The following is a 20,861-nucleotide window of genomic DNA, read 5'->3' as shown; positions in this document are numbered from 1 at the left end:
TTTTCTCTATATTAACGAGTTCAGATATAATGGAAAGGACCGATGTCCAAAAAGGAGTAAACGATGAAATCTATTCACGATCCAAATCTGATATCACATTACATTACACAATTTAATCTAGACCAAGTATTCACAACGTCAACACATGCTTTAATCCAGTTACTTGTCTATGAGCAGGATGAAATCATTTTGCGTGAGGGGGATGAGCTGGACGGAATTTATTTTCAAGTGGAGGGGCGTACCAAGGTTTCTTCTAGTGTGGGGACGGGAAAATCCTTGTTATTACGTTTCTGCTCACCCTTGTCATTATTCGGGGATATTGAATACGTGCAGGAAGTTGTGATCCAATCCCAAGTTGAAGCGGTACAACAAACCAGCCTCTTATTTATCCCGAAACAAAAGGTTGAGTCTGACCTAATGGATAACCACAGGTTTAAAGACTTGTTGCTGAAACATCTCTCCTACAAGCTTCTAACCTGCACATCCGCATCCCGAACGAACTTGCTGGGCTCTGTAGAAGAAAGGTTTGCAAGTTATTTATTGACCATTCAACTCCAACGTGAGTTTGGAAAAGAAATTCAGACACCCTATATCCCAGATATAGCCTCTTTGATTGGGACTACTCCCCGCCATTTAAACCGTGTCATTCAGCGGCTCACCGACATGGAAATTTTATATAAAGTTAAGCAAGAAATTGTTGTACTCGACTGGGAGAGTCTGGATGAATTATCTAACGGAATAAGATTTGAATAGCCTAAAAACCCCTCATTTAATTAAGGATAAAATGATCGATGTCATCATAACGGATATCGATCTTTTCTCCGTTTCTTTTGACAAGATTTATATACAGAGGAGCTGCATTAACACTTCCGCCACCCACCAGCACATGGTAGTTTTCATTAATTTCATATTTACGGATGTACAAACCTGAACCAACGTCTTCAAAGGGATGACCTTCAAAATCCTTCCACGACAACGCCTCGCCTTGCTGAGCTAGATCTCGTATTTCATCCATGGATAATATCGCAGCTTTTTTATCATTACATCCTGAAAGTATAATCGTCAAAGCAAACAATAACAGCATTATCAAGTTACGCTTACTTTTCATTCTTAAACCTCCAAACTCTATAATTTGTTATTTATAGGAAAATATAAGGTAATAATAACATAGCTTAGACTAAATGTTAAAAAGGAGTAAAGCCTTTTAGGGGTGCTTTACTCCTTTGAAATCTTTATTTGTGAGGGATATTGGATGGACCCGCAAGCTACGACACCGGAAAATGAATATAAAAAAACAAGCCAATCATGGTGGTATCTGACCATAATCGACCTGTTCTATGTAACGCTTTAGTGTTAATTAGGTTATAAAATCTCAAGCATTATTGTGCGTACAAACGAAATAGTAAAAATCTTTATATAGGTAATATATGAGATATATGTGTCATTGTTCGAATGATGGATTGAGTCGGCAAATGATTGATTCCCCTCGAGTTTAGACTCTTTTACTCATCATGATCTTCATCAAAGATAGCTTCAAACTCTTCATCGCTATAATTTCTATTGCTTGGTATATGATAACGTTGAGGTATCCCATTATGATCTAGCACATGATCAACAGCACTGTCTTCATCAGAAACCACGAAAGTAATTTCGTCATCACCTTCATAATTTTTAGGAGTTATATCCGCCAAAACAAGCCACACACAACCCTTAATTCTATAAAACTCATTATAAAATCTAACAGACTTTTCTATATCATCATGTATAACTCCATACAGTTTAAACTTATCCTTATAATCTCGAGCTATCTCCAAAGCTTGGTTAGCTGTTAGATTAGTATTTATTCTTTCTTGCATTATTCATCAAATCCTTTCCAATTCGATAAAGGCCATTGTCCGTTCCTTAGTTTGAATATATATCTTTGTGCTTCATATATTTCTTCAATACTCAATTCACCTTTATTTTTCATAATTTCTCTATAAACATACTCTTCCTTTTCTAAAGTCGATAATTTCATATAATTTTCTTTTCCAAGTTCTCCAAAGTGCTTAGCGTGATAAGATTCATGAACTACACTTTAGTAAGAAGCATCAGGTCTTAATACGATCTGTCCAGTATTTGGATTGAAACCTCCCACAGCCTTTTCAGGTAGAAAGTTCCCTTCTTATCCATAATAACTTTTATATTATTTAAATTCATTTCGCTTTTAAACTTCTTTATGTCTCTGATACTCATAATTCTTAATCCATCAGTGGTTAATTTATTTTGTCCACTAACATGAATTTATTCCCATAATTTAAAATCAATAGTCTCTTGCACTAGATCTATTTCTTTTGGAAGCTTTGGCTTTAGCAATCCGCCTTCTGTGGATAATAAAGATTTTTCTGCCGGACCATACAACAACGTTACCATTCCCAGACTATTGAGCCAATGATCCGCTGACCATGCTTCGTCTGGATTAAATGCTCCTTTCGCCATCTCCACTGTTCCCAGTATTAACCAATCCGCAAACTTCTCCTTTGAATCAAACATATGCTCTGATCGATCTTTGGCTGCTTCATATATCCCGACCGGAATATCTCCTGTTATGCCTAATGTTAACCAGTTGAAAAAGTCATAGGGAGAGTCTGTCGCTTTATCCGCACGAGTTCTTAATGTACCTACAAAACCCGTTCCAATCTCTTTAAAACTGTCTATCGATTATTAAAGGCATTTTTAGAATCCTCGGGTTTTGCTTGTTCCTCCGTTTTATTCTTTCTAAACAGATTATAGGAATCCAGTTGGGCGACTGATGAAGTCAATTTCATAACATCTCCCCAAGCCTTTCCACCTTGGTTTGTCATCACATGTACACCCAAACTTACTCCAGTAGCAATCATCTGTTCCATGGTGGTTTGAATGCCTTCCAGTTGGCCTTTTGCCCAGGCTCCCTTCTCCCCTTTTTCCATTGCCGTCCGTAGTAGCAACTGATACGTTTCATTCTGCACTAGTGGTATGCTTCTACTGGTAATCGACGGATCATAATCACATGCCTTAATGGTTCCTAAAATACTCTGCGGACGGTTAAGGCTTGTCTTTCATCCACTTGGATGTACTTCTGACGTTTCTTTGCCTTGTAGCCAAAGGTGGCTCTCCTTCCGGTATAGCCGCCCTGCTCCGCCTTCTTGTACCAGATATGCCGTAACTTAATATCAGTTTGAACGAACTTCTTGTATTGGAAGATGACTAACCTTAGCGGATAAAATGGCACAGGGGAGAGTTATCGCTTCCTGCCATTTCTCTGACGCTACTTCATTCAGGTCAATAACATCCTGAGTTTTCATTTGTCCCTGAATTTGCTTACGGTAATAAGGGATCGTATTCTGCGGCAGAGATTAACCTTGCCGTTATAATATCGGGTTCCTTTGAACAGTGTAGCTTGGGTTTTAGTTGTTCAGTACAAGTCAAATGAGCACACAGGTAAAGTCTGTTGAATTGGGGTGGAAATTGTACGATAGCTTCAAGTGGTCTCTTCTCGTCTGGTACATAAACAATTTCAAACCTCGTTAACTCCTTCTCAATGACCTTCCTATGCTGACTCATCAGTGGACGTTTCTTGTCGTAAACTCGACTGTATCCGGCTACTTGTGAACAATTCTGATATAGGTAACGGAATGTCAAACGCCACATCACATCGTACAAAAAGGGTTTCTCTGGCGTAATCCTTTATTGGCTTTAGCCATGAATAGAAATGAACTAAACTATCGGGATGAAACTCGATTCTTAACATGTTCTTTCTTGGCTTTGGAACGAAGGTCAATTGATACGAGATATGCAGGTAATGCTCATCATCTCTTACATGTAAATGATACTTGAATCCCTTCTCCATTAATCGAAGTTTAGCATTCAAATACTCACAAAGACGTAATCGAAAAGGATTAAAGAAATCCCAGTATACATCTGTAAACTCTACTACAATACGGTCAATTGAAACTTGTACTCCTTCCATGTTCAGCCCCCAAACCGAAATTATTTAACGAATTTCGGACTATATTAGAGGGCAAGGTGGCTAGCCTAAAACATATCCTCACCTGTATATGTTGACTGGTCGTCACCAGATTGTATTTACAAGATAGCTATCGTAACGACGATCAGTAAAGTTGCGGTCAACATCCTACTTTTTACTGCCCCCTCACTATCAGTAGTCATTCTATCTATCGTGCTCGTTGCGATCTATGTTTCACCACCCATTAGCAAAGTAATCAGATGTAATTGATTTGGAAAACCGAGAGAAAACGAAGATAACAAAAAATAGGTCAATCATGGTGGTATCTGACCATAATCGACCTGTTCAATGTAACGCAATAGCGTTATTTAGGTTATACTTTTAAAGCATCTGATGTGCGTACAAATAAAGTGGTGAAATCTTTATACGGGTATTACATGGGTTAAATGTGTTATTGATTAAATAATGGATTCTTTCGGCACTGGGTAGCCCCACCAATAATATCGTCAGCTTTGTATCTTCTCCAGAAAAGCTTCAAATACTTTTTTTGTCGCGTCCCCCGAATTTGGGATTAACTCATAAATCCTCTGTAGAATTGAAGGATTTTTTAATATCCGTTTTTTACTTTCAGTACTAGTAAAACTTCTTAATGCATCAATACATATTTCGAATAACTCTTCATCTTCAGTACTTAGCAGTTTTAACAACATATTCAATTCATCCATGCTAGATTCATTATGCAAACAATATGCTAATTTTCTTTGCCACTCTATTGGCTTATTTAACACTCCGTTTGATAATTCTTCCCAATCCCGTGGGGAGAATTTTAACAGCATCGCCTGTGCAATTGAAAAACCTTCATCATACCAATAATCATCTGAGAAATATCCTGAAAGATAGTCATCAAATTCTGTAAACATTAAAAAACTCCTTTGGATCAGATTACAAGTTAAGGTGCTGTAAAACCACTTAGAAGTTGTGTAGCTCCCCCACCTGTTGGATAGCCCGATACAACATTGTCACCTATTTTAATAACTTCAACTTGAACACCATTAACAGTTCCTCTATGAAGAGTTGCACCATCCGAGGCACGAACTCCAATGGATGCTGTATTACCAGTATCTTTTATACCATTAATAATTTGCGAATCACTCCATGAATCCGGGAATAAAGTGCTCGTTTTAATATTAGATAAATTACCATCAGGAAATTGAGTAGTAAACTTAACTTTTCTTGTTCCATCTGCATTAACTGTTATTTCTTGAACTGCATAATTAGGATTTACATTGTTGATTTGCGGAGAATGACCACCGATCAGCTCATTCTTCGTAGGAAGTTTTCTTTGCCCATCTAATATTTTCTTTTCCATTTCTGAACTAATTACAGAAGAACGAACATTTCCCGTCCCCTCAACCGCCTTCACTTCTACATCCTTTATTGAATGATTACTGTCACTTTTCCCTTCCATCTTCTCTCTTAAAATCCGGTCCATTTCATTCTGGAAATTGATTTGCATCGGGGTCTGTGGAAGTGCCGGCGTATCTATATCTAGATTATTTATCTTGAATTGAAAACCTTCATTTGTGCTAAATGCCGGCAACGGTTTTTGTACCTCAATACCTTTTACAGAATCTAACCCTTTTGGAGGCTTTAGACCTCCGCCTCCTGTAGGAAGCAAAGATTTTTCTACCGGACCATACAACAACGTTACCATTCCCAGACTATTGAGCCAATGATCCGCTGACCATGCTTCGTCTGGATTAAATGCTCCTTTCGCCATTTCCACTGTTCCCAGTGTCAACCAATCCGCAAACTTCTCTTTTGAATCAAACATATGCTCTGATCGATCTTTGGCTGCTTCATATATCCCGACCGGAATATCTCCTGTTATCCCTAATGTTAACCAGTTAAAAAAGTCATAGGGGGAGTCTGTCGCCTTATCCGCACGAGTTCTTAATGTCCCTACAAAACCCGTTCCAATCTCTTTAAAACTGTCTATCGATTTATAAAAGGCATTTTTAGAATCCTCGGGTTTTGCTTGTTCCTCCGTTTTATTCTTTCTAAACAGATTATAGGAATCCAGTTGGGCGACTGATGAAGTCAATTTTATAACATCTCCCCAAGCCTTTCCACCTTGGTTTGTCATCACGTGTACACCCAAACTTACTCCAGTAGCAATCATCTGTTCCATGGTGGTTTGAACGCCTTCCAGTTGCCCTTTTGCCCAGGCTCCCTTCTCCCCTTTTTCCATTGCCGTCCGTAGTAGCAACTGATACGGTTCATTCTGCACTAGTGGTATGCTTCTACTGGTAATCGACGGATCATAATCACATGCCTTAACCGCTGGTTTCTTAAAATAAGTGCTTAGATCCTTACCCGCCTGGTACTGGACCTCGTCTATACCCAAGGATTTCAGCTTCTTGCGTGCGTCTTCCGCTAACTTATGCATTGCGTCCATTTGAGTCTGATTTCCAAACGCCTGATATACCTCATAGGCTGTCTGCGCCTTTGCGATCTGATCCCGCGCCAGGTAGATATCCTTCAGTTTACTTTGCGCGGCTATGGAGTCGATCGTTTCCAATCCTGACTTTTTAACAGTTGCCTGGAGCTTCTGCACCATAGGATCACTATTCAACTCATCCCAACCCATCAGAGTAGCAATTGTGGTGATCAGATTCGTGACCGCTTTCTGAGCCGTCGTCGGAATTGAAGACTGCCCAATTGCACTTCCGCTCCCAAACCTTTCGAACATCCCCTCAAGAACACCGAGCTGCTGAAAAAGTTGATTTACCTGCCGCTTATTCTCATCCTGTGCGCCTTGAACACCTTTTATCGCGCCTCGAATGATGTCTTCCAATTTTTCCGCTTCTACCGTCAGTTCGTTGATAAGCATCTGAGCTCGTATCAAATCTGAACCCAGCGGAATCCCACCCCAGTTATTGGTCTGACCTCTCAGCTGCAAGTACAGCCGGTTAGTATCTTGGCTTACCAGTCTTATTTTCGTCTGCAGGCGCTCGACTTCATCTTCTTTAAATACCATTTTGTCCAATGCCATTTATGACCTCCAGTTCTTACACTTAGACCATCCAATGCACTACTTTTTTCGACCCCTCAGGTCTTTATGTACTACTTCATATTTAAAAACTTAAGTATTTGGAGCGCACACCTAACCTATATATCGGCGTAACTTCCCATTATTTTACTTTAAATCCTTTCTTTTTATTTTTTAATTCTAATCACTGCTGTACGAATAAGTAGACAGCAAAAAAAACAGGTTGATTATAGTAGTAGCTCCCTATAATCACCTGTTAACTGAACGCTATAGCGTTATTTACGTTATACTTTTCGAGCATTACTGCACGAACAAACGAAATGCCTAAATCTTTATAGAAGTATTACATGGGTTTTATGTGTTGTTACTGGTTAAATCATAGGTTTATTCGACACTTCTTGATAGCCCTTCATGCTTTCTATTCAGATAACATTGTTAGAAATCCCTCGAAACTGTCTGCCACATGATAGCTGATTGGATCAAGTTCACCAGAATTTTCATGATCCCACACACAAACCTTTGGATTATTTCTAGATTCACAAAAATCTAAACATAGAAAATCACCAGCAAATAGAATCGCTATTGGTAAAATATCAACTCCAATCAAATCCTCATTATCGGTAAGCCTATCTTCAATTTGAGTTAGTGTTACATCAATATCATATGATTATCTCTGGGTGTTTTTAATAAGCATAGAAATCTGTCTATAGCATAGTCATGATTATTACATTTAAAACTACTATTTATTGGTCTACCACCGTTATTCACTTCTAAAATGAAACAAAATCATTTGGTAACTTAATTCTCCAGAATCCTTCTTTTCTTCTAAACAGATCTTCCGTTGGTAAGGGTAGTATTATTGTGTTTGGATCAACCTTCATTTTATCCCCCTCAATTTTCACTTTATGATTATGATTGAAATAAAGGTTTTAATTCAATTAAAAGATTCACTTGTCTTTGGGTATCCTCAGCCCGAAACGTCTCCTTACCTGTCTATGTCAACTGGTCGTCACCAGATTTGTTTATTCACGACAACCATCCCGGCAAGTAGTCCATTCGTTGTTCGTTGTGGACAATATGCAGATAAGTCCTGACAATATTAATGGTCGGGCTATCCATCCTAGAAGGTGCGATGGTTTAGACAGCTTATCTATCGGGGCGGCGCATTTTACAGTTGCGTAAATTTTGAAAAACCGCAAGAAAACGAAGACAACAAAAAACAGGCCAATCATGGTGGTATCTGACCATAATCGACCTGTTTTATGTAACAGAATAGCGTTATTTGGGTGATAAAATTAAAGCATTTACGTGCGTACAAACGAAATGGCGAAATCTTTATACGGGTATTACATGGGTTATATGTGTTATTGGTTGAATGATGGGTTCATTCGGCAATGGGTGGGGTCTGTACCAAATAGCCGCCGCTACAGTGCCATGAGCAAAAAACTGCCACAACACGGGCGGCTAGCTCGCATTGTGGCAGTTTACATGGGTTATAAGTGTTATTGGTTGATTGATGAATTCATTCGGTAAGGGGTAGTGCCTTCTTTATTCTAAAAAGCTCCCCTCATAATAACTATATCTATGTCCCTTAAGAATTTCAGTAAAACAACCATTATCCCAGACATGTGATGAATTATCCAAATATACATGTCCTTTGGTAAAGAAAGATAATTCATTATCACCATTCGATAAAAATAAAGCATTTAAATTATTGTTTTTCATCAAATTGAACACTAGAGATAGCACAAACTTAATGGATTCATCATTGTATAAATTGTTTATAAAGCGAATACTTAATGTACTTTCATACACAAACTCACTTCTCAAAAACTGAGTGTCATAAGCGTTATACGGATATTCGCCAGACTCCGTTAAGTAAACAGTCAAACCAAGTGATTTTTCAAATTGACTAATTCTAATTCCTTTTGGAAAGTCTATTGCATCAATATCTGTATAGCCCATTGATACAAGTTCTTGCAATAAACAGGATTCAGATATTTTTTGTTCTGTTTTGAGAGAATACTCAATAGCCACTTGACCACTCCTTTATTATGGTAATAGATGAATAGCATTACCGCTACCATCAATTGCAATTAATTCTTTTAGTCCAGTAATCGGCCAATCTGCTAATTGTTTCTTCAATGCGTTCATATCACCTGTCCAATCAGAGAGATTTAAAACAACTCTATCTGTCTGACCTGCTTCTACCTTAGCTTGTATACTTGAACCTATATTTCTTGGAGAGGTTTTTGGTTTTGGAGAGTAACAGTCAAAAATTTCTCCCTCAATCCTATAGTCTGGATTTTTTATTGTACTCGGTACATTCGGATTTTGCTCTACGTGGTATCCATTTTTAGCCAAAATCTCTGCGGCTTCATTTTCACGTTCCAAAGCTCGTATGTTATCTGGGTCTGGATCGTTGTAATTCACCTTAGTTTTAGTACCAGAGGGACTCGCATTGGGATCAAGAATACCACTAGGATTTGTTCTACCACCCGAACCTCCATTACCCGTCCCCTCAACCGCCTTCACTTCTACATCCTTTATTGAATGATTACTGTCACCCTTCCCTTCCATCTTCTCTCTTAAAATCCGGTCCATTTCATTCTTAAAATTGATTTGCATCGGGGTCTGTGGAAGTGCCGGCGTATCTATATCTAGATTATTTATCTTGAATTGAAAACCTTCATTTGTGCTAAATGCCGGCAACGGTTTTTGTACCTCAATACCTTTTACAGAATCTAACCCTTTTGGAGGCTTTAGACCTCCGCCTCCTGTAGGAAGCAAAGATTTTTCTACCGGACCATACAACAACGTTACCATTCCCAGACTATTGAGCCAATGATCCGCTGACCATGCTTCGTCTGGATTAAATGCTCCTTTCGCCATTTCCACTGTTCCCAGTGTTAACCAATCCGCAAACTTCTCTTTTGAATCAAACATATGCTCTGATCGATCTTTGGCTGCTTCATATATCCCGACCGGAATATCTCCTGTTATCCCTAATGTTAACCAGTTAAAAAAGTCATAGGGGGAGTCTGTCGCCTTATCCGCATCCAAGAACACCGAGCTGCTGATTGCTCCTTTCTAATTTCTACTCTCTGCCCCTCTGCTGCTGCTGCAACTGAAATACTTCCTATTTGAGTGATAACGATTAGTTATCACAGGTTATCAGTATTAGCTCTGCTATAGTTTCGATCTCGTAAATCACCAGTTCCCATAAGAACTCTTCATGTTTCGTCATTATGCTATTTCCTCCTGTGGCTTTCGTATTTGTTTGCTCTCGTGGTTCCGTCCTACTGCGGTAAAATCTCTTTGGTTGTATGAACTCATTTGCCGCCTGTTCCGAACTCTCTTTCTTACTTATGGCTTGCTTCTAATGCTTTCGGGTTTAGTTGCGCCATTCGTCTAGCCCTCCATCTTTAGTTCAATAACATCCTCATCTCAATAAATCCATCTTCGTTTACCGGCTTAATAATTTCCTCTAATGGTTCAATTTCTTTTATAAACTTCCTACTCAACTCTATTCTCCTCCAATTCTGTCAACTTTGTTCGTTATCATTCCAATACTGTTCCGTTTCCCGTATTTTCCCCTTTGCTCGGGTTACCATTAATACAGCTTCTCGTTCTGTTTCTTCCAGTTCCATTTATTGACGAGCTAACACATTTTTCATTTTGCTGGACATTCCCCCATAATCTAGATTCTTAACTTTCCAAGCTAACTATGCGATGAAGAATTTCCAATCTGGGCTGTTCATCCTTCTGATCTGCTAGATGGTTATAATAATTAGCCTGTTCCAGTAGCTTACTTATTTCTGTTGCTACTTGCGGATCGGAACTGCTAGAGTATCTCAACTCACCTGATGCCGTAACTCTCGTGCTTTCTGGCATTAACCTCTCATTTCTTTTACGATTGCCTGATACACTGCTTGTGCCTGAGTAATAAAACGCAGTTTTGTTTCCTACTGCCTGTACTTGTTTTGCCATTTTCTCATTTCTCCTTTGATTTTGATTTTGATTTTGAGCATGTAAAAAAGCTCATTCCTACTCATAAAACAAGTTGGAAAGAGCTTTGAAAGTTTATCAAGTGTTTGAATCAGTTAGTGTTTGGTTTGTATTGTACGATCTGGTTGTTGGAATTGTAAACTCCAATCTTACAATTCTAAACATATTCCCTAAGCTTTATAAGATTCTGATTTAATAAAATTATCCACTAAAAATTTATCAGACTCACTAAGTCCCTCAAAAAGCTCGTTAAACTTAATCTTTGCATCCTTATGACTTAAAAGGGATAGTGTAGCTATTGCAACATGTCCGAATTGCCATGGTCCAATAAACTTACTATCTGTTAGGAGTTTTCCTAGTTCAGCAAGTCTCTCTACAATTCCTATATCACAGTAATTTCTCTCAATCAATTTAAACGTTGCCATAGCAACAACCTTTAAATTCTTAGCTTCCAAGCATACTATTAAATCTTCATTTTTTATTGTATCAGCCTTAATTTCTTCTGCTAATTCAACTATTGAGGCCATAATATATTCCCTTCATAAAATTTATTCGTCTATAGGACCATATCTATCAATAATATATTGCTGCTCAGCTTCAAAGTTCTTTTGAAGTTTTTCTGCAACATTATCCAGTCCTAACCTTTTAGCCTCTTCAATTTCAATAGTGTATGCTTTAATCTCATCGGCGATTCTCGCTTCCCAATTCTGGTTACTGGTTTAATAAAGAATTCACTCGGAACTGGGTAGCCCCCACAACTTGTAAAACCCTTCACTTGAAGACTAGGATAATCATGATTCAAATGCAGTTCTTTCTGGGAACTTCCCCCTCTCTAACCAAGCAAACCACCAGTCTTTGAGCAGCTCTATCAAAATAAAATTTGCTAGGAATACTAGGGTCAGGTATAGACTCTAACTCAGAAAACATCTTAGTTATCTTATTCAATTCAATTTTACCCATAACATCTTCATTTGGTCCAAATCTGTAAACAACTGATTCATCATCTTCTTGTTCTTTTAGAAGCAATACGTACGAAGCCAAATTTACTCCTCCTCAGGTGGATACCACGGACGACCAGAATCAACTGTTTTATCGTGTGCAGTCCTATAGTCTGTTTTAAAAATACCTTCAAATTTAGATTCAAAAAGTTCATGATTCAATAAGTCAATATCTTGTTGTTTAAATGTCCCTTTTTGAAGTCTATCCCATGCTTGTGCAATTTCATAATCTGCTTCAAAGCGTCCAACACCATGTTCTTTAATATGTTCTTTAAAAAATAAATGGTCTTTTATTCTTTGAATTCTATTCTCGGACATACCTGTATTTTTTGCAATACTCTGAACATCTACATTCGATTTCCTAAAGGATTCATACATTGCATCAGAAATATCAAGACGCTTTAGATATTCATCAACTGAAAGTTCTCTCCCACCTGTCTGAGCATTCCCCGTCCCCTCAACCGCCTTCACTTCTACATCCTTTATTGAATGATTACTGTCACTTTTCCCTTCCATCTTCTCTCTTAAAATCCGGTCCATTTCATTCTTAAAATTGATTTGCATCGGGGTCTGTGGAAGTGCCGGCGTATCTATATCTAGATTATTTATCTTGAATTGAAAACCTTCATTTGTGCTAAATGCCGGCAACGGTTTTTGTACCTCAATACCTTTTACAGAATCTAACCCTTTTGGAGGCTTTAGACCTCCGCCTCCTGTAGGAAGCAAAGATTTTTCTACCGGACCATACAACAACGTTACCATTCCCAGACTATTGAGCCAATGATCCGCTGACCATGCTTCGTCTGGATCAAATGCTCCTTTCGCCATCTCCACTGTTCCCAGTGTTAACCAATCCGCAAACTTCTCCTTTGAATCAAACATATGCTCTGATCGATCTTTGGCTGCTTCATATATCCCGACCGGAATATCTCCTGTTATGCCTAATGTTAACCAGTTGAAAAAGTCATAGGGGGAGTCTGTCGCCTTATCCGCACGAGTTCTTAATGTCCCTACAAAACCCTTTCCAATTTCTTTAAAACTGTCTATTGATTTATAAAAGGCATTTTTAGAATCCTCGGGTTTTGCTTGTTCCTCCGTTTTATTCTTTCTAAACAGATTATAGGAATCCAGTTGGGCGACTGATGAAGTCAATTTTATAACATCTCCCCAAGCCTTTCCACCTTGGTTTGTCATCACGTGTACACCCAAACTTACTCCAGTAGCAATCATCTGTTCCATGGTGGTTTGAACGCCTTCCAGTTGCCCTTTTGCCCAGGCTCCCTTCTCCCCTTTTTCCATTGCCGTCCGTAGTAGCAACTGATACGTTTCATTCTGCACTAGTGGTATGCTTCTACTGGTAATCGACGGATCATAATCACATGCCTTAACCGCTGGTTTCTTAAAATAAGTGCTTAGATCCTTACCCGCCTGGTACTGGACCTCGTCTATACCCAAGGATTTCAGCTTCTTGCGTGCGTCTTCCGCTAACTTATGCATTGCGTCCATTTGAGTCTGATTTCCAAACGCCTGATATACCTCATAGGCTGTCTGCGCCTTCGCGATCTGATCCCGCGCCAGGTAGATATCCTTCAGTTTACTTTGCGCGGCTATGGAGTCGATCGTTTCCAATCCTGACTTTTTAACAGTTGCCTGGAGCTTCTGCACCATAGGATCACTATTCAACTCATCCCAACCCATCAGAGTAGCAATTGTGGTGATCAGATTCGTGACCGCTTTCTGAGCCGTCGTCGGAATTGAAGACTGCCCAATTGCACTTCCGCTCCCAAACCTTTCGAACATCCCCTCAAGAACACCGAGCTGCTGAAAAAGTTGATTTGCCTGCCGCTTATTCTCATCCTGTGCGCCTTGAACACCTTTTATCGCGCCTCGAATGATGTCTTCCAATTTTTCCGCTTCTACCGTCAGTTCGTTGATGATTATCTGCGCCTGCACCTGGTTTGATCCTAATGGGACGCCACTCCAGTTACTAGCTTGACCTTTGAACTGGAGGTACAGCCGGTTGGTGTCCTGGCTTACCTGTCTTATTTTCGTCTGCAGGCGCTCGACTTCATCTACGTTAAATGTAAGCTTCGTTGACGCCATGTGATTCCCCCTGCTTGCTTCTAATAAAATTAGCTATGCAGCACTCTGCATAGCTAATTGAATTCTTATGTATTAGAGCTCTTGCTGTCTAAATCATATTAAAGATTCCTAGAAACCTTTTTGAGAAGTCTTAATATCTCTAGATAATTGCGAATAACTCTTAGATACATTATTCATATGAGTTCCAATATCCTCAAGCGCTTTACCAAATGCATCGAAAGTTTTCTGCATACTTTTTACCTTTTCAGCAAAGTCTCTAGCTGCTGCATCCTCCCAAATACTATTCAGATTCGTTGCAGTCGTCATAATCTTTTTCATTAATGCATCGTACTCTAGTTTTTGTTTCAAAACTGTACTTGCCTGCCCTGCTAATCCTTCGTAACTCAATGTAACTTTTTCTGCCATTATTAACCTCTCCTTTAAATGATTTTTTATATAAAAATGAACTTAAAAAATACTTTTTAACACCCCAAAAGATCTTTCAAATTCATTATTATAGCTCCGGTTTCCTTTATATAATTATCGGTCTTCAATGATATAAAGTTTATATTTAAATCCATTTAAAGATAAATAAAACATTTAAGTTATTTTTTTCTAAAGTTTATTTTGCCTGCCCCTGATAATCATTTCGTACAGAGTAATCTGATTCAAACAGAATGATATCCCCAGAGGAAAAAGAGAACGTTTGCCCCATTTCATCTGTGCTCCCAGTCATCTGACCTTCAATCGCCCACATGTTAGCAATAGGTGCCTTGTAGCCTAAAATACGAGTGTCGGCATCCCCATTTTTAACCGTATAAATTTCGAAATTTACCAGGATATAGCCGCCAGTGATAAACTCCTGCTCATGCCCATCTAGTGCCCCTCCATAATGATTCGCCAGGGTGACAATGTCTGTTCCTTTAGGCAGGATGTAAGGGGCTATCGGCAGGTTGTATTCTCCGTACCAGTGTTGAACGCTCCGAACCGCCGCTATCGGATTCACTCCATTAGGGATATCGGTCGGACCTACTAAGGTTCTCGATTTATAAGGTAGAAGCTCTAGGTTATAGCCTGTAGCGATTTTAGTTTTGCGCTTTGTATATTGCTGATAGAACTTCAGCCAAGAGGTCTTTTCCCGCTCCGCCTCGGACAGTATGTAATTGTACTCATAGCTTGCTGCCGTCGATAATTCACCACTCGATATATTTCGCAAGCCATCCGCCAAGCGGTAGGTCCGAGAATAACTCAGCTTATCCTTGGAAGAGCCGACTCCGATCATTTTATTATTCGAACCGGAGATATCATAGTACAGATCGACAGGTGTCGCTGTACCTCCGTTTTTCGGAATAAAATAGAAGCTTGGCTCGATCCGGATACCCTCGCCCGGCTGCCACAGGTTCCCGATGGTCCGGAAGTCAAACAAGAAGGAATAGCCGTTATGCGGTACCGTCCGTTGCTCCGTAGGATGAGAACCCTTGCGGATCGGCAGCTGCCACTGTGGTTGTCCGCTTAAAGCGGTCGGTATGCCATTCTCATCATTCCCTCCTGTATAGTACATCGTGTTGCTATGCTCAAGTGTCCCCACGCCAGTTCGAAACACCTTTTCAAACCGAAAATCACCGATGTCCCAAATCCGAAAATCGAACAGTCGACCGACGACCCCAATATTAAAACTCTCCGAAGCGCAGTAATTCGTCAAATTACCGTTCAAGTTCTCCTCACAAAGATCCAATCCATCTGACGGGGCGTTTATAGCCCAAGACTGCGTATAAATGGTATAGTCGCCTTCATTCACCCAGGTTGGCATAGTAAAGGTCATGGACGGTGTTCCAACAGGGATGTAGATCCAGGTATTCTCTGGGTAATACTGGCTGCCTTGAAACACACCAAACGGAAATTGAATCCGCTTGTTTTTCGTGTATTTGGCATAATCCCGGTTGCCGTACCCAGGGATATTGAGATGCTGGCCACTCTCCGTAAAATGTATGGTGAACGGCCGATCCAAGATCAGCACCGCCCTAGTCATATCCGGTGTCATACGTTGATCGAATGGGCGGTTATCGTCTGGAAGTAGCGAGTAGTTGACGACCGGTGTGTGCACGGTAACGGAGTTAATCGGAGAGATCAAAAATTCCTGATCTCCGTTTCCCTCTACGTTCTCCGACAGCATTGTATAATAAATGGTACCCGTGCTGGTTGTATTCTGCCGATTGAGTAAACCGCTATTGATCATCAACTGGCCCTCGTAAAGCACCTCGTCTCCGATGATTTGCGGATCAGGAATCCTCCCTGGGGTAGGCCCGGTCTTGTTAGCAACGGTATCATCCATAATCGTTTCCCCGTTAAATACTAGTCGGTCATTCTGCACCTCAGGATCTTTGGTCTGCATTTCCGCAAGGTCTGTGAGCACGTCTGTATCCTCAACATCTTCAGGACCCGGTTCGTGGTCTCCACCATCTACCACTTCTGGCTTGAATTCTATCCCTCCCGTATCTTGGGGAACAACATGGTCTTCTACTTCTGTACTATTGGTAAGCTCAAGCGTCGGCGAACCATAATTATTAGGATATAGAGTGACTTCTCCTCCAGGCAGCGCATAGTTCTCCATCTGGGCACGATCGATTTGATAAACAGCTAACTGATCTACCTGCCAGTACGCATATTCTTTTGGAGTCAAGTCAAAGGTATAGGTCTTATCAAATTTCCCTGTTTTAGGAAGCGGAGCTTGAGGAATCGATGTTCCATTTGGTCCTGGAAGATTCGGCTGCGCTTCCTCCCACTTCGTCGGATATGTAACTTTAACACTGCAGGAATAACGAATCTGACCTGCCATATTGGCGAAGGTATGTTCAAACAAATAGTTCTTTCCCCACACATTGGAAAATAAATTCTCAGAGGTGGGGATTCCCACCGGTGCATCAAAATGGCGTCCATTTGCTGTATCATCACCTAGAATTGCCCCGTTCGCATCCGGTTCCATAAATGACGTTTGCGGAGCAGCGATCTTGTTTGGTGGATCAATAGTATACTTACATTCGCCTGAGCCTTCTCCCTCGGTGGGAGGGCTACCAACTTTTTTGTAACTGGCCACCATTTTGACTCCACCTACATAAACCTTAAAATTACGCTGAACTAAGCTGGGATCATTCGAAGCTTTGCTTTGAATATATAATTGATCGCTTGGCCTCAGAATCGGAGAAAGCCAAGATTGGTTAATTTGATATTCCTCTCCCTCGTATTGAACGGTCAGGGGAAAAGACTTTACAATGTTATAACCAGCCTTATAATTACCAATTAATTGATCGCTCACCACGATTCCGTTCGAAAGTTTAAGAATCATATTAACCGGATAATTTTCCCCCTGAAAGGGAACTGTGACATCGAAATATTGTCTCAAATCTTCTGGATGAGCCCAACTCTCTGCGTGTTTAATATCATACAACGTATGATAGGGTCCGGAAACTTGGATTGGGTTCGTTCTGGACCCCGTCACTACTCGCATTATGGCGCTAGCGTATAATGGAGTGCCTTCAGAGATGACTTGTTCCGCCTTAGCTTGTCCAATAGCGGCGAGCACTTCTGCTTTAGTCCATTCGAAGTTTGTAGTCACTATCCCATCTACAATAGTTTCTGATTTCACATGCCCTCCGCCATTATCTTGTAATTTAATACGTTGATTAGAAGGCAATGAGGTAGGGTCGCATTGCACTTCACCTCCATAGGCTCCAGAGGATGCACACGTTGGTTGGGTATGAATATACCAACCTACCGTCTGGAATCTTATACTCGAAGAGGCTTCATTGGAAGTTGTTGTATAAAGAAATGCCCCATCTTTAAACTTGGCCATAAAGGCAGCCTCTACAAGACTTATAAAAGGAGAAAACAATAAAGAATTTATTAGAATTAACAATAGACAACCGAGGCATTTACGCCGCATCTTTCATCACTTCACTTCATGAAGGGTGGTGTTTTCAAACAAGCTTGAGAGTGCATCTATATTAAAATGCTCACCTACTATAGGATTATAGTAATTCGTAGAGATACTTAAATCAGCATAACCCTCATACCAGACCCCTTTTTTTAATTTCTCGTGAAGTCTGAATTCAGCAAGTTTGAAGTATACGTCATTAAATAAGTCCTTATACTCTGTAAAACTATTAATTCTGAATCGGAACATGGATCGAACGCGGTAATCCCCGGTTCCTGGGTAATACAACACGGACGATTCAGGGTCAATTGCCCCTTCAATTTGAATCTTATTTTTCTTCACCCATTCGGCATATTCTTCAATTTCCTTTTCCCGGATAGAAGACGATTGATTCTCGTACTTAAAGGATTCTTTCGCATAACTTGCCGGATTAATCGTTTTATAATCCACATTCAACCGTAGATCAAACCCAATTTTCATACGTTTAATGATTTTGGCCATATCTTCACTCGTTAACTCTTTTTTGCTAAACACCTGCGCTCCAGTCTCAGCATTCCCAGCAGAGTAGTTTATGGTATGCCTCATTTCGTACATTTCATTCGGGATGTCTTCCAGAATATATGGATAATCTTTATAGTTCTTAGGTAGGTTTGTCGTACGTATTTTCCTTCCAAAATAATCAAGTTCCCCTAAATCTTTACCCGGCGTGTGAATGTGCACACTTTGAGAAAATTCGTCCACCTCCACTTCTGCGGATAACAGATCAGAGACAACGGTTAATGGAATCATCGTCATTCCATCTTTTTGTACAACCATAGCACCAAGCGCTACTGGTTGCCCGTTCACTTTCGCAAAAGAAGAACCTACTGTCAGTACAATTTTGTTTTCTTTTTGCTGCAGAGTTAACGTTTTGTTTGCTGCATTCCAGTTAGCTTGTGTGCCGAGTTTTCCTGAAATCATGCGGAATGGGATCATTGTCGTCCCATTTTCTGAATAAGGATGTCCCTTTGTCAGTGGATATTTAATGCCGTCCATGATGACGTTCACTGCTTTGGCAGCTGTTCCTGCCGCTCCCGCTGTAGTAATTAACAACACTAAGCTTGCGAACACACAAATGACTATAGTCATGCCTCTTCTTGCCTTCTTTGATCTAATAATTGCTGATAGACTATTAAACTTAAAATTCCTCATGTTCTCACTCCTCCACAATGAAACTTTTTTTTAATCCGATGACCCTATTTCTCCATACCAAATCTTTTACTCCCACATCTATCACCTAACCGCACAATCCTCAATAAAATACCCTTTTCGCGCAGCCTCCTCTGGATCGAACAGACTTTCTATAACAGTAACCCCCGGGGGTACACAGCTTTCTCCATAAGCAATATGTCTCCCTGCTGAATTCCGGGTACCTATCAGAACCTTTCGTCGCATTACTGCCCCACTACCTAAGGAATATGCATCCAGCAGTTCTCCCCCAGGAAGTGGATAACCTTGAATAAAAGCCATAATCCCTACATCCTGTATGGATTGCTCCTGCAAGCCGCGGGGAAGGGTGAACTGAATCGACAAGCCCATTCGTTTCACTAGCTCCAAATGTCTGTTAATGGCTGTTGCCAAGTCTTTTTCAACGAGTGATGTGATCGTACTCTGCCGGATTTCGTGAAATAGTTCTATAGAGGTCAGAGGATTAAGATTGGTCTCAGCCGCTAGGGTTGTATACTCCCCCTCATAGAATTCATTAGAGGTAGTATCATACACCCGCGCATTATCGTCCAAAGTGAAATAAAGCAAATTGCCGTTCTGAAGCTTGTAATAATATGGACGCTCAGGCCAACTCACAGGCTTAAGTTCATCCTTCCCGCTATTACTAGCCGTGTCGTCCAAAGTAACCAACGTATAGCCGCTATATCCAAACATCACCAGTGCGGGTATATGCATTTTTAAATTGTTCATTTCAGTCTGGTTGTTCTCCAGCCCAAATTTCAAAGCTAAATCACTGTAAAAAACACTTAGCACATCCTGATCCAGTTGCAGTTGGCGTTCCCGCCCATAGTGCACTGCTGTGGTAGTAGGCTGCTGTTCCAGTCGTGACAGATAATCACCAGCATCATCCACTGCGGCTTGAAAATCATCCGAATAGCGTTTATACATGTCCTGATTGAAGACCTGAAGATCTTCTCGAGTGTCGCCCATAAGAACAAGAGGAATGACCAGAATTAGAAAAACAAGCACAACACTAAGGGGCTTCACTTCGGACCATCCCCCCATACTTCAAATTGACCGGAATCATTTCACTATGAAACAAGAGCGATCGCATCCGTGAGGCAAGTGTCGTCCCTTCAGATTCTAACCGGACATTGAACAGATCGCCTACATGCATGGTAAACCTTCTACCTGGATCATCTGCAGCCAGTAAAGTTCCTGAATGCGGATATAAGATTTCCAAAATATCCTTGCTGAAATATCCGTCATATCGGACACTAAAGCTGTTCTGGAATGTAGAATAATCATCAGGATTCGTATATAAGGGCTGTAAATTCTTTTTGTAATACTCCATTTGCACTTTGAAAACACCATATGAAGCATCCAACGAATGAAGAAACAGCTCATAATCGGAAGTATCCAAGTATCCTTTAGCACGAACGGTATCCACGAATTCCACCACAGCCGCATTGGCGGCGAGCTTAGTATTCCTTTCTACAACTTCGGATTGACGGAATGCCGGATAGACTCCGAACACAAATGCCAGCAAAATAATAATAATTACACCTTTCAGCGCGTCTGCCATGCGGCTCCTCCTTT

18 protein-coding genes and 3 pseudogenes are annotated in these 20,861 nt (G+C 40.4%); 1 reads left to right on the top strand and 20 read right to left on the bottom strand.

The window, feature by feature from the left end; translation table 11 throughout:
- The first annotated feature begins 63 nt into the window (after positions 1–63).
- Positions 64–753: a Crp/Fnr family transcriptional regulator gene (locus MKY54_RS09595; RefSeq protein WP_339190300.1), complete on the top strand. Its 690-nt coding sequence runs from the start codon at positions 64–66 to the stop codon at positions 751–753.
- Between the two features lie 16 nt (positions 754–769).
- Here MKY54_RS09595 and MKY54_RS09590 read toward each other — a convergent pair whose 3' ends face one another.
- The 20 genes and pseudogenes from MKY54_RS09590 to MKY54_RS09495 form a co-directional block, all read right to left on the bottom strand.
- Positions 770–1,108, bottom strand: coding sequence for a hypothetical protein (locus MKY54_RS09590; protein WP_076281043.1), 339 nt, complete (start codon positions 1,106–1,108; stop codon positions 770–772).
- 394 nt (positions 1,109–1,502) lie between these two features.
- A complete protein-coding gene (locus MKY54_RS09585) occupies positions 1,503–1,856 on the bottom strand; it encodes a hypothetical protein (protein ID WP_339190298.1) in 354 nt (117 codons plus the stop codon).
- Positions 1,856–2,062 (bottom strand): annotated as a pseudogene (locus tag MKY54_RS09580) (zincin-like metallopeptidase toxin domain-containing protein); the annotation flags it as partial. The gene MKY54_RS09585 and the pseudogene MKY54_RS09580, both read right to left, overlap by 1 nt.
- A gap of 221 nt (positions 2,063–2,283) precedes the next feature.
- Complete coding sequence (locus MKY54_RS09575) at positions 2,284–2,532, bottom strand: hypothetical protein (protein ID WP_339190297.1); 249 nt, start codon at positions 2,530–2,532, stop codon at positions 2,284–2,286.
- A 161-nt stretch (positions 2,533–2,693) separates the two neighbouring features.
- Complete coding sequence (locus MKY54_RS09570; protein ID WP_339190295.1) at positions 2,694–2,987, bottom strand: hypothetical protein; 294 nt, start codon at positions 2,985–2,987, stop codon at positions 2,694–2,696.
- A 56-nt stretch (positions 2,988–3,043) separates the two neighbouring features.
- The gene (locus MKY54_RS09565; RefSeq protein ID WP_081388438.1) at positions 3,044–3,250 is read right to left on the bottom strand and encodes a hypothetical protein; all 207 of its coding nucleotides are present in this window, start codon (positions 3,248–3,250) and stop codon (positions 3,044–3,046) included.
- A gap of 1,241 nt (positions 3,251–4,491) precedes the next feature.
- Complete coding sequence (locus tag MKY54_RS09560; protein WP_076305700.1) at positions 4,492–4,905, bottom strand: hypothetical protein; 414 nt, start codon at positions 4,903–4,905, stop codon at positions 4,492–4,494.
- A gap of 29 nt (positions 4,906–4,934) precedes the next feature.
- Positions 4,935–7,040 carry an EndoU domain-containing protein gene (locus tag MKY54_RS09555; protein WP_339190292.1) on the bottom strand — a complete coding sequence of 702 codons (2,106 nt, stop codon included), beginning with the start codon at positions 7,038–7,040 and terminating at the stop codon, positions 4,935–4,937.
- Positions 7,041–7,455: 415 nt separating this feature from the next.
- Positions 7,456–7,918: pseudogene (locus MKY54_RS09550) on the bottom strand (SMI1/KNR4 family protein).
- Positions 7,919–8,585: 667 nt separating this feature from the next.
- On the bottom strand, positions 8,586–9,074 hold the full coding sequence (locus MKY54_RS09545) for a SitI3 family protein (protein WP_076220186.1): 489 nt from the start codon (positions 9,072–9,074) through the stop codon (positions 8,586–8,588).
- Between the two features lie 15 nt (positions 9,075–9,089).
- Entirely contained in the window at positions 9,090–10,100 is a 1,011-nt protein-coding gene (locus MKY54_RS09540) for a hypothetical protein (RefSeq protein ID WP_339190291.1), read from the bottom strand.
- A gap of 645 nt (positions 10,101–10,745) precedes the next feature.
- A complete protein-coding gene (locus tag MKY54_RS09535; RefSeq protein WP_076309321.1) occupies positions 10,746–11,027 on the bottom strand; it encodes a hypothetical protein in 282 nt (93 codons plus the stop codon).
- A 188-nt stretch (positions 11,028–11,215) separates the two neighbouring features.
- The gene (locus MKY54_RS09530; RefSeq protein ID WP_076309320.1) at positions 11,216–11,572 is read right to left on the bottom strand and encodes a hypothetical protein; all 357 of its coding nucleotides are present in this window, start codon (positions 11,570–11,572) and stop codon (positions 11,216–11,218) included.
- Positions 11,573–11,836: 264 nt separating this feature from the next.
- Positions 11,837–12,086: pseudogene (locus MKY54_RS09525) on the bottom strand (hypothetical protein).
- A gap of 2 nt (positions 12,087–12,088) precedes the next feature.
- Positions 12,089–14,146 carry a hypothetical protein gene (locus tag MKY54_RS09520; RefSeq protein ID WP_339190289.1) on the bottom strand — a complete coding sequence of 686 codons (2,058 nt, stop codon included), beginning with the start codon at positions 14,144–14,146 and terminating at the stop codon, positions 12,089–12,091.
- 108 nt (positions 14,147–14,254) lie between these two features.
- Positions 14,255–14,551 carry a WXG100 family type VII secretion target gene (locus MKY54_RS09515; RefSeq protein WP_076104587.1) on the bottom strand — a complete coding sequence of 99 codons (297 nt, stop codon included), beginning with the start codon at positions 14,549–14,551 and terminating at the stop codon, positions 14,255–14,257.
- Between the two features lie 196 nt (positions 14,552–14,747).
- Positions 14,748–17,975: a DUF5704 domain-containing protein gene (locus MKY54_RS09510; protein WP_081387193.1), complete on the bottom strand. Its 3,228-nt coding sequence runs from the start codon at positions 17,973–17,975 to the stop codon at positions 14,748–14,750.
- 96 nt (positions 17,976–18,071) lie between these two features.
- On the bottom strand, positions 18,072–19,247 hold the full coding sequence (locus MKY54_RS09505) for a copper amine oxidase N-terminal domain-containing protein (protein WP_081387194.1): 1,176 nt from the start codon (positions 19,245–19,247) through the stop codon (positions 18,072–18,074).
- A gap of 81 nt (positions 19,248–19,328) precedes the next feature.
- A complete protein-coding gene (locus MKY54_RS09500; RefSeq protein WP_076279373.1) occupies positions 19,329–20,309 on the bottom strand; it encodes a hypothetical protein in 981 nt (326 codons plus the stop codon).
- Complete coding sequence (locus MKY54_RS09495; protein WP_076279374.1) at positions 20,296–20,847, bottom strand: hypothetical protein; 552 nt, start codon at positions 20,845–20,847, stop codon at positions 20,296–20,298. The genes MKY54_RS09500 and MKY54_RS09495 overlap by 14 nt, the downstream gene beginning before the upstream one ends.
- Positions 20,848–20,861: the final 14 nt, after the last annotated feature.

It is taken from the genome of Paenibacillus sp. FSL P2-0121, from assembly GCF_037975345.1.
GTDB lineage: Bacteria > Bacillota > Bacilli > Paenibacillales > Paenibacillaceae > Paenibacillus_AQ > Paenibacillus_AQ odorifer.
This window is presented reverse-complemented; position numbering and strand designations above follow the sequence as displayed.

Coding starts and splice junctions, on each gene's coding strand:
- MKY54_RS09595 (WP_339190300.1), top strand. CDS start 64: ATGAAATCTATTCACGATCCAAATCTGATATCACATTACATTACACAA.
- MKY54_RS09590 (WP_076281043.1), bottom strand. CDS start 1,108: ATGAAAAGTAAGCGTAACTTGATAATGCTGTTATTGTTTGCTTTGACG.
- MKY54_RS09585 (WP_339190298.1), bottom strand. CDS start 1,856: ATGCAAGAAAGAATAAATACTAATCTAACAGCTAACCAAGCTTTGGAG.
- MKY54_RS09575 (WP_339190297.1), bottom strand. CDS start 2,532: ATGTTTGATTCAAAGGAGAAGTTTGCGGATTGGTTAATACTGGGAACA.
- MKY54_RS09560 (WP_076305700.1), bottom strand. CDS start 4,905: ATGTTTACAGAATTTGATGACTATCTTTCAGGATATTTCTCAGATGAT.
- MKY54_RS09555 (WP_339190292.1), bottom strand. CDS start 7,040: ATGGCATTGGACAAAATGGTATTTAAAGAAGATGAAGTCGAGCGCCTG.
- MKY54_RS09535 (WP_076309321.1), bottom strand. CDS start 11,027: ATGGCAAAACAAGTACAGGCAGTAGGAAACAAAACTGCGTTTTATTAC.
- MKY54_RS09530 (WP_076309320.1), bottom strand. CDS start 11,572: ATGGCCTCAATAGTTGAATTAGCAGAAGAAATTAAGGCTGATACAATA.
- MKY54_RS09520 (WP_339190289.1), bottom strand. CDS start 14,146: ATGGCGTCAACGAAGCTTACATTTAACGTAGATGAAGTCGAGCGCCTG.
- MKY54_RS09515 (WP_076104587.1), bottom strand. CDS start 14,551: ATGGCAGAAAAAGTTACATTGAGTTACGAAGGATTAGCAGGGCAGGCA.
- MKY54_RS09510 (WP_081387193.1), bottom strand. CDS start 17,975: ATGGCCAAGTTTAAAGATGGGGCATTTCTTTATACAACAACTTCCAAT.
- MKY54_RS09505 (WP_081387194.1), bottom strand. CDS start 19,247: ATGAGGAATTTTAAGTTTAATAGTCTATCAGCAATTATTAGATCAAAG.
- MKY54_RS09495 (WP_076279374.1), bottom strand. CDS start 20,847: ATGGCAGACGCGCTGAAAGGTGTAATTATTATTATTTTGCTGGCATTT.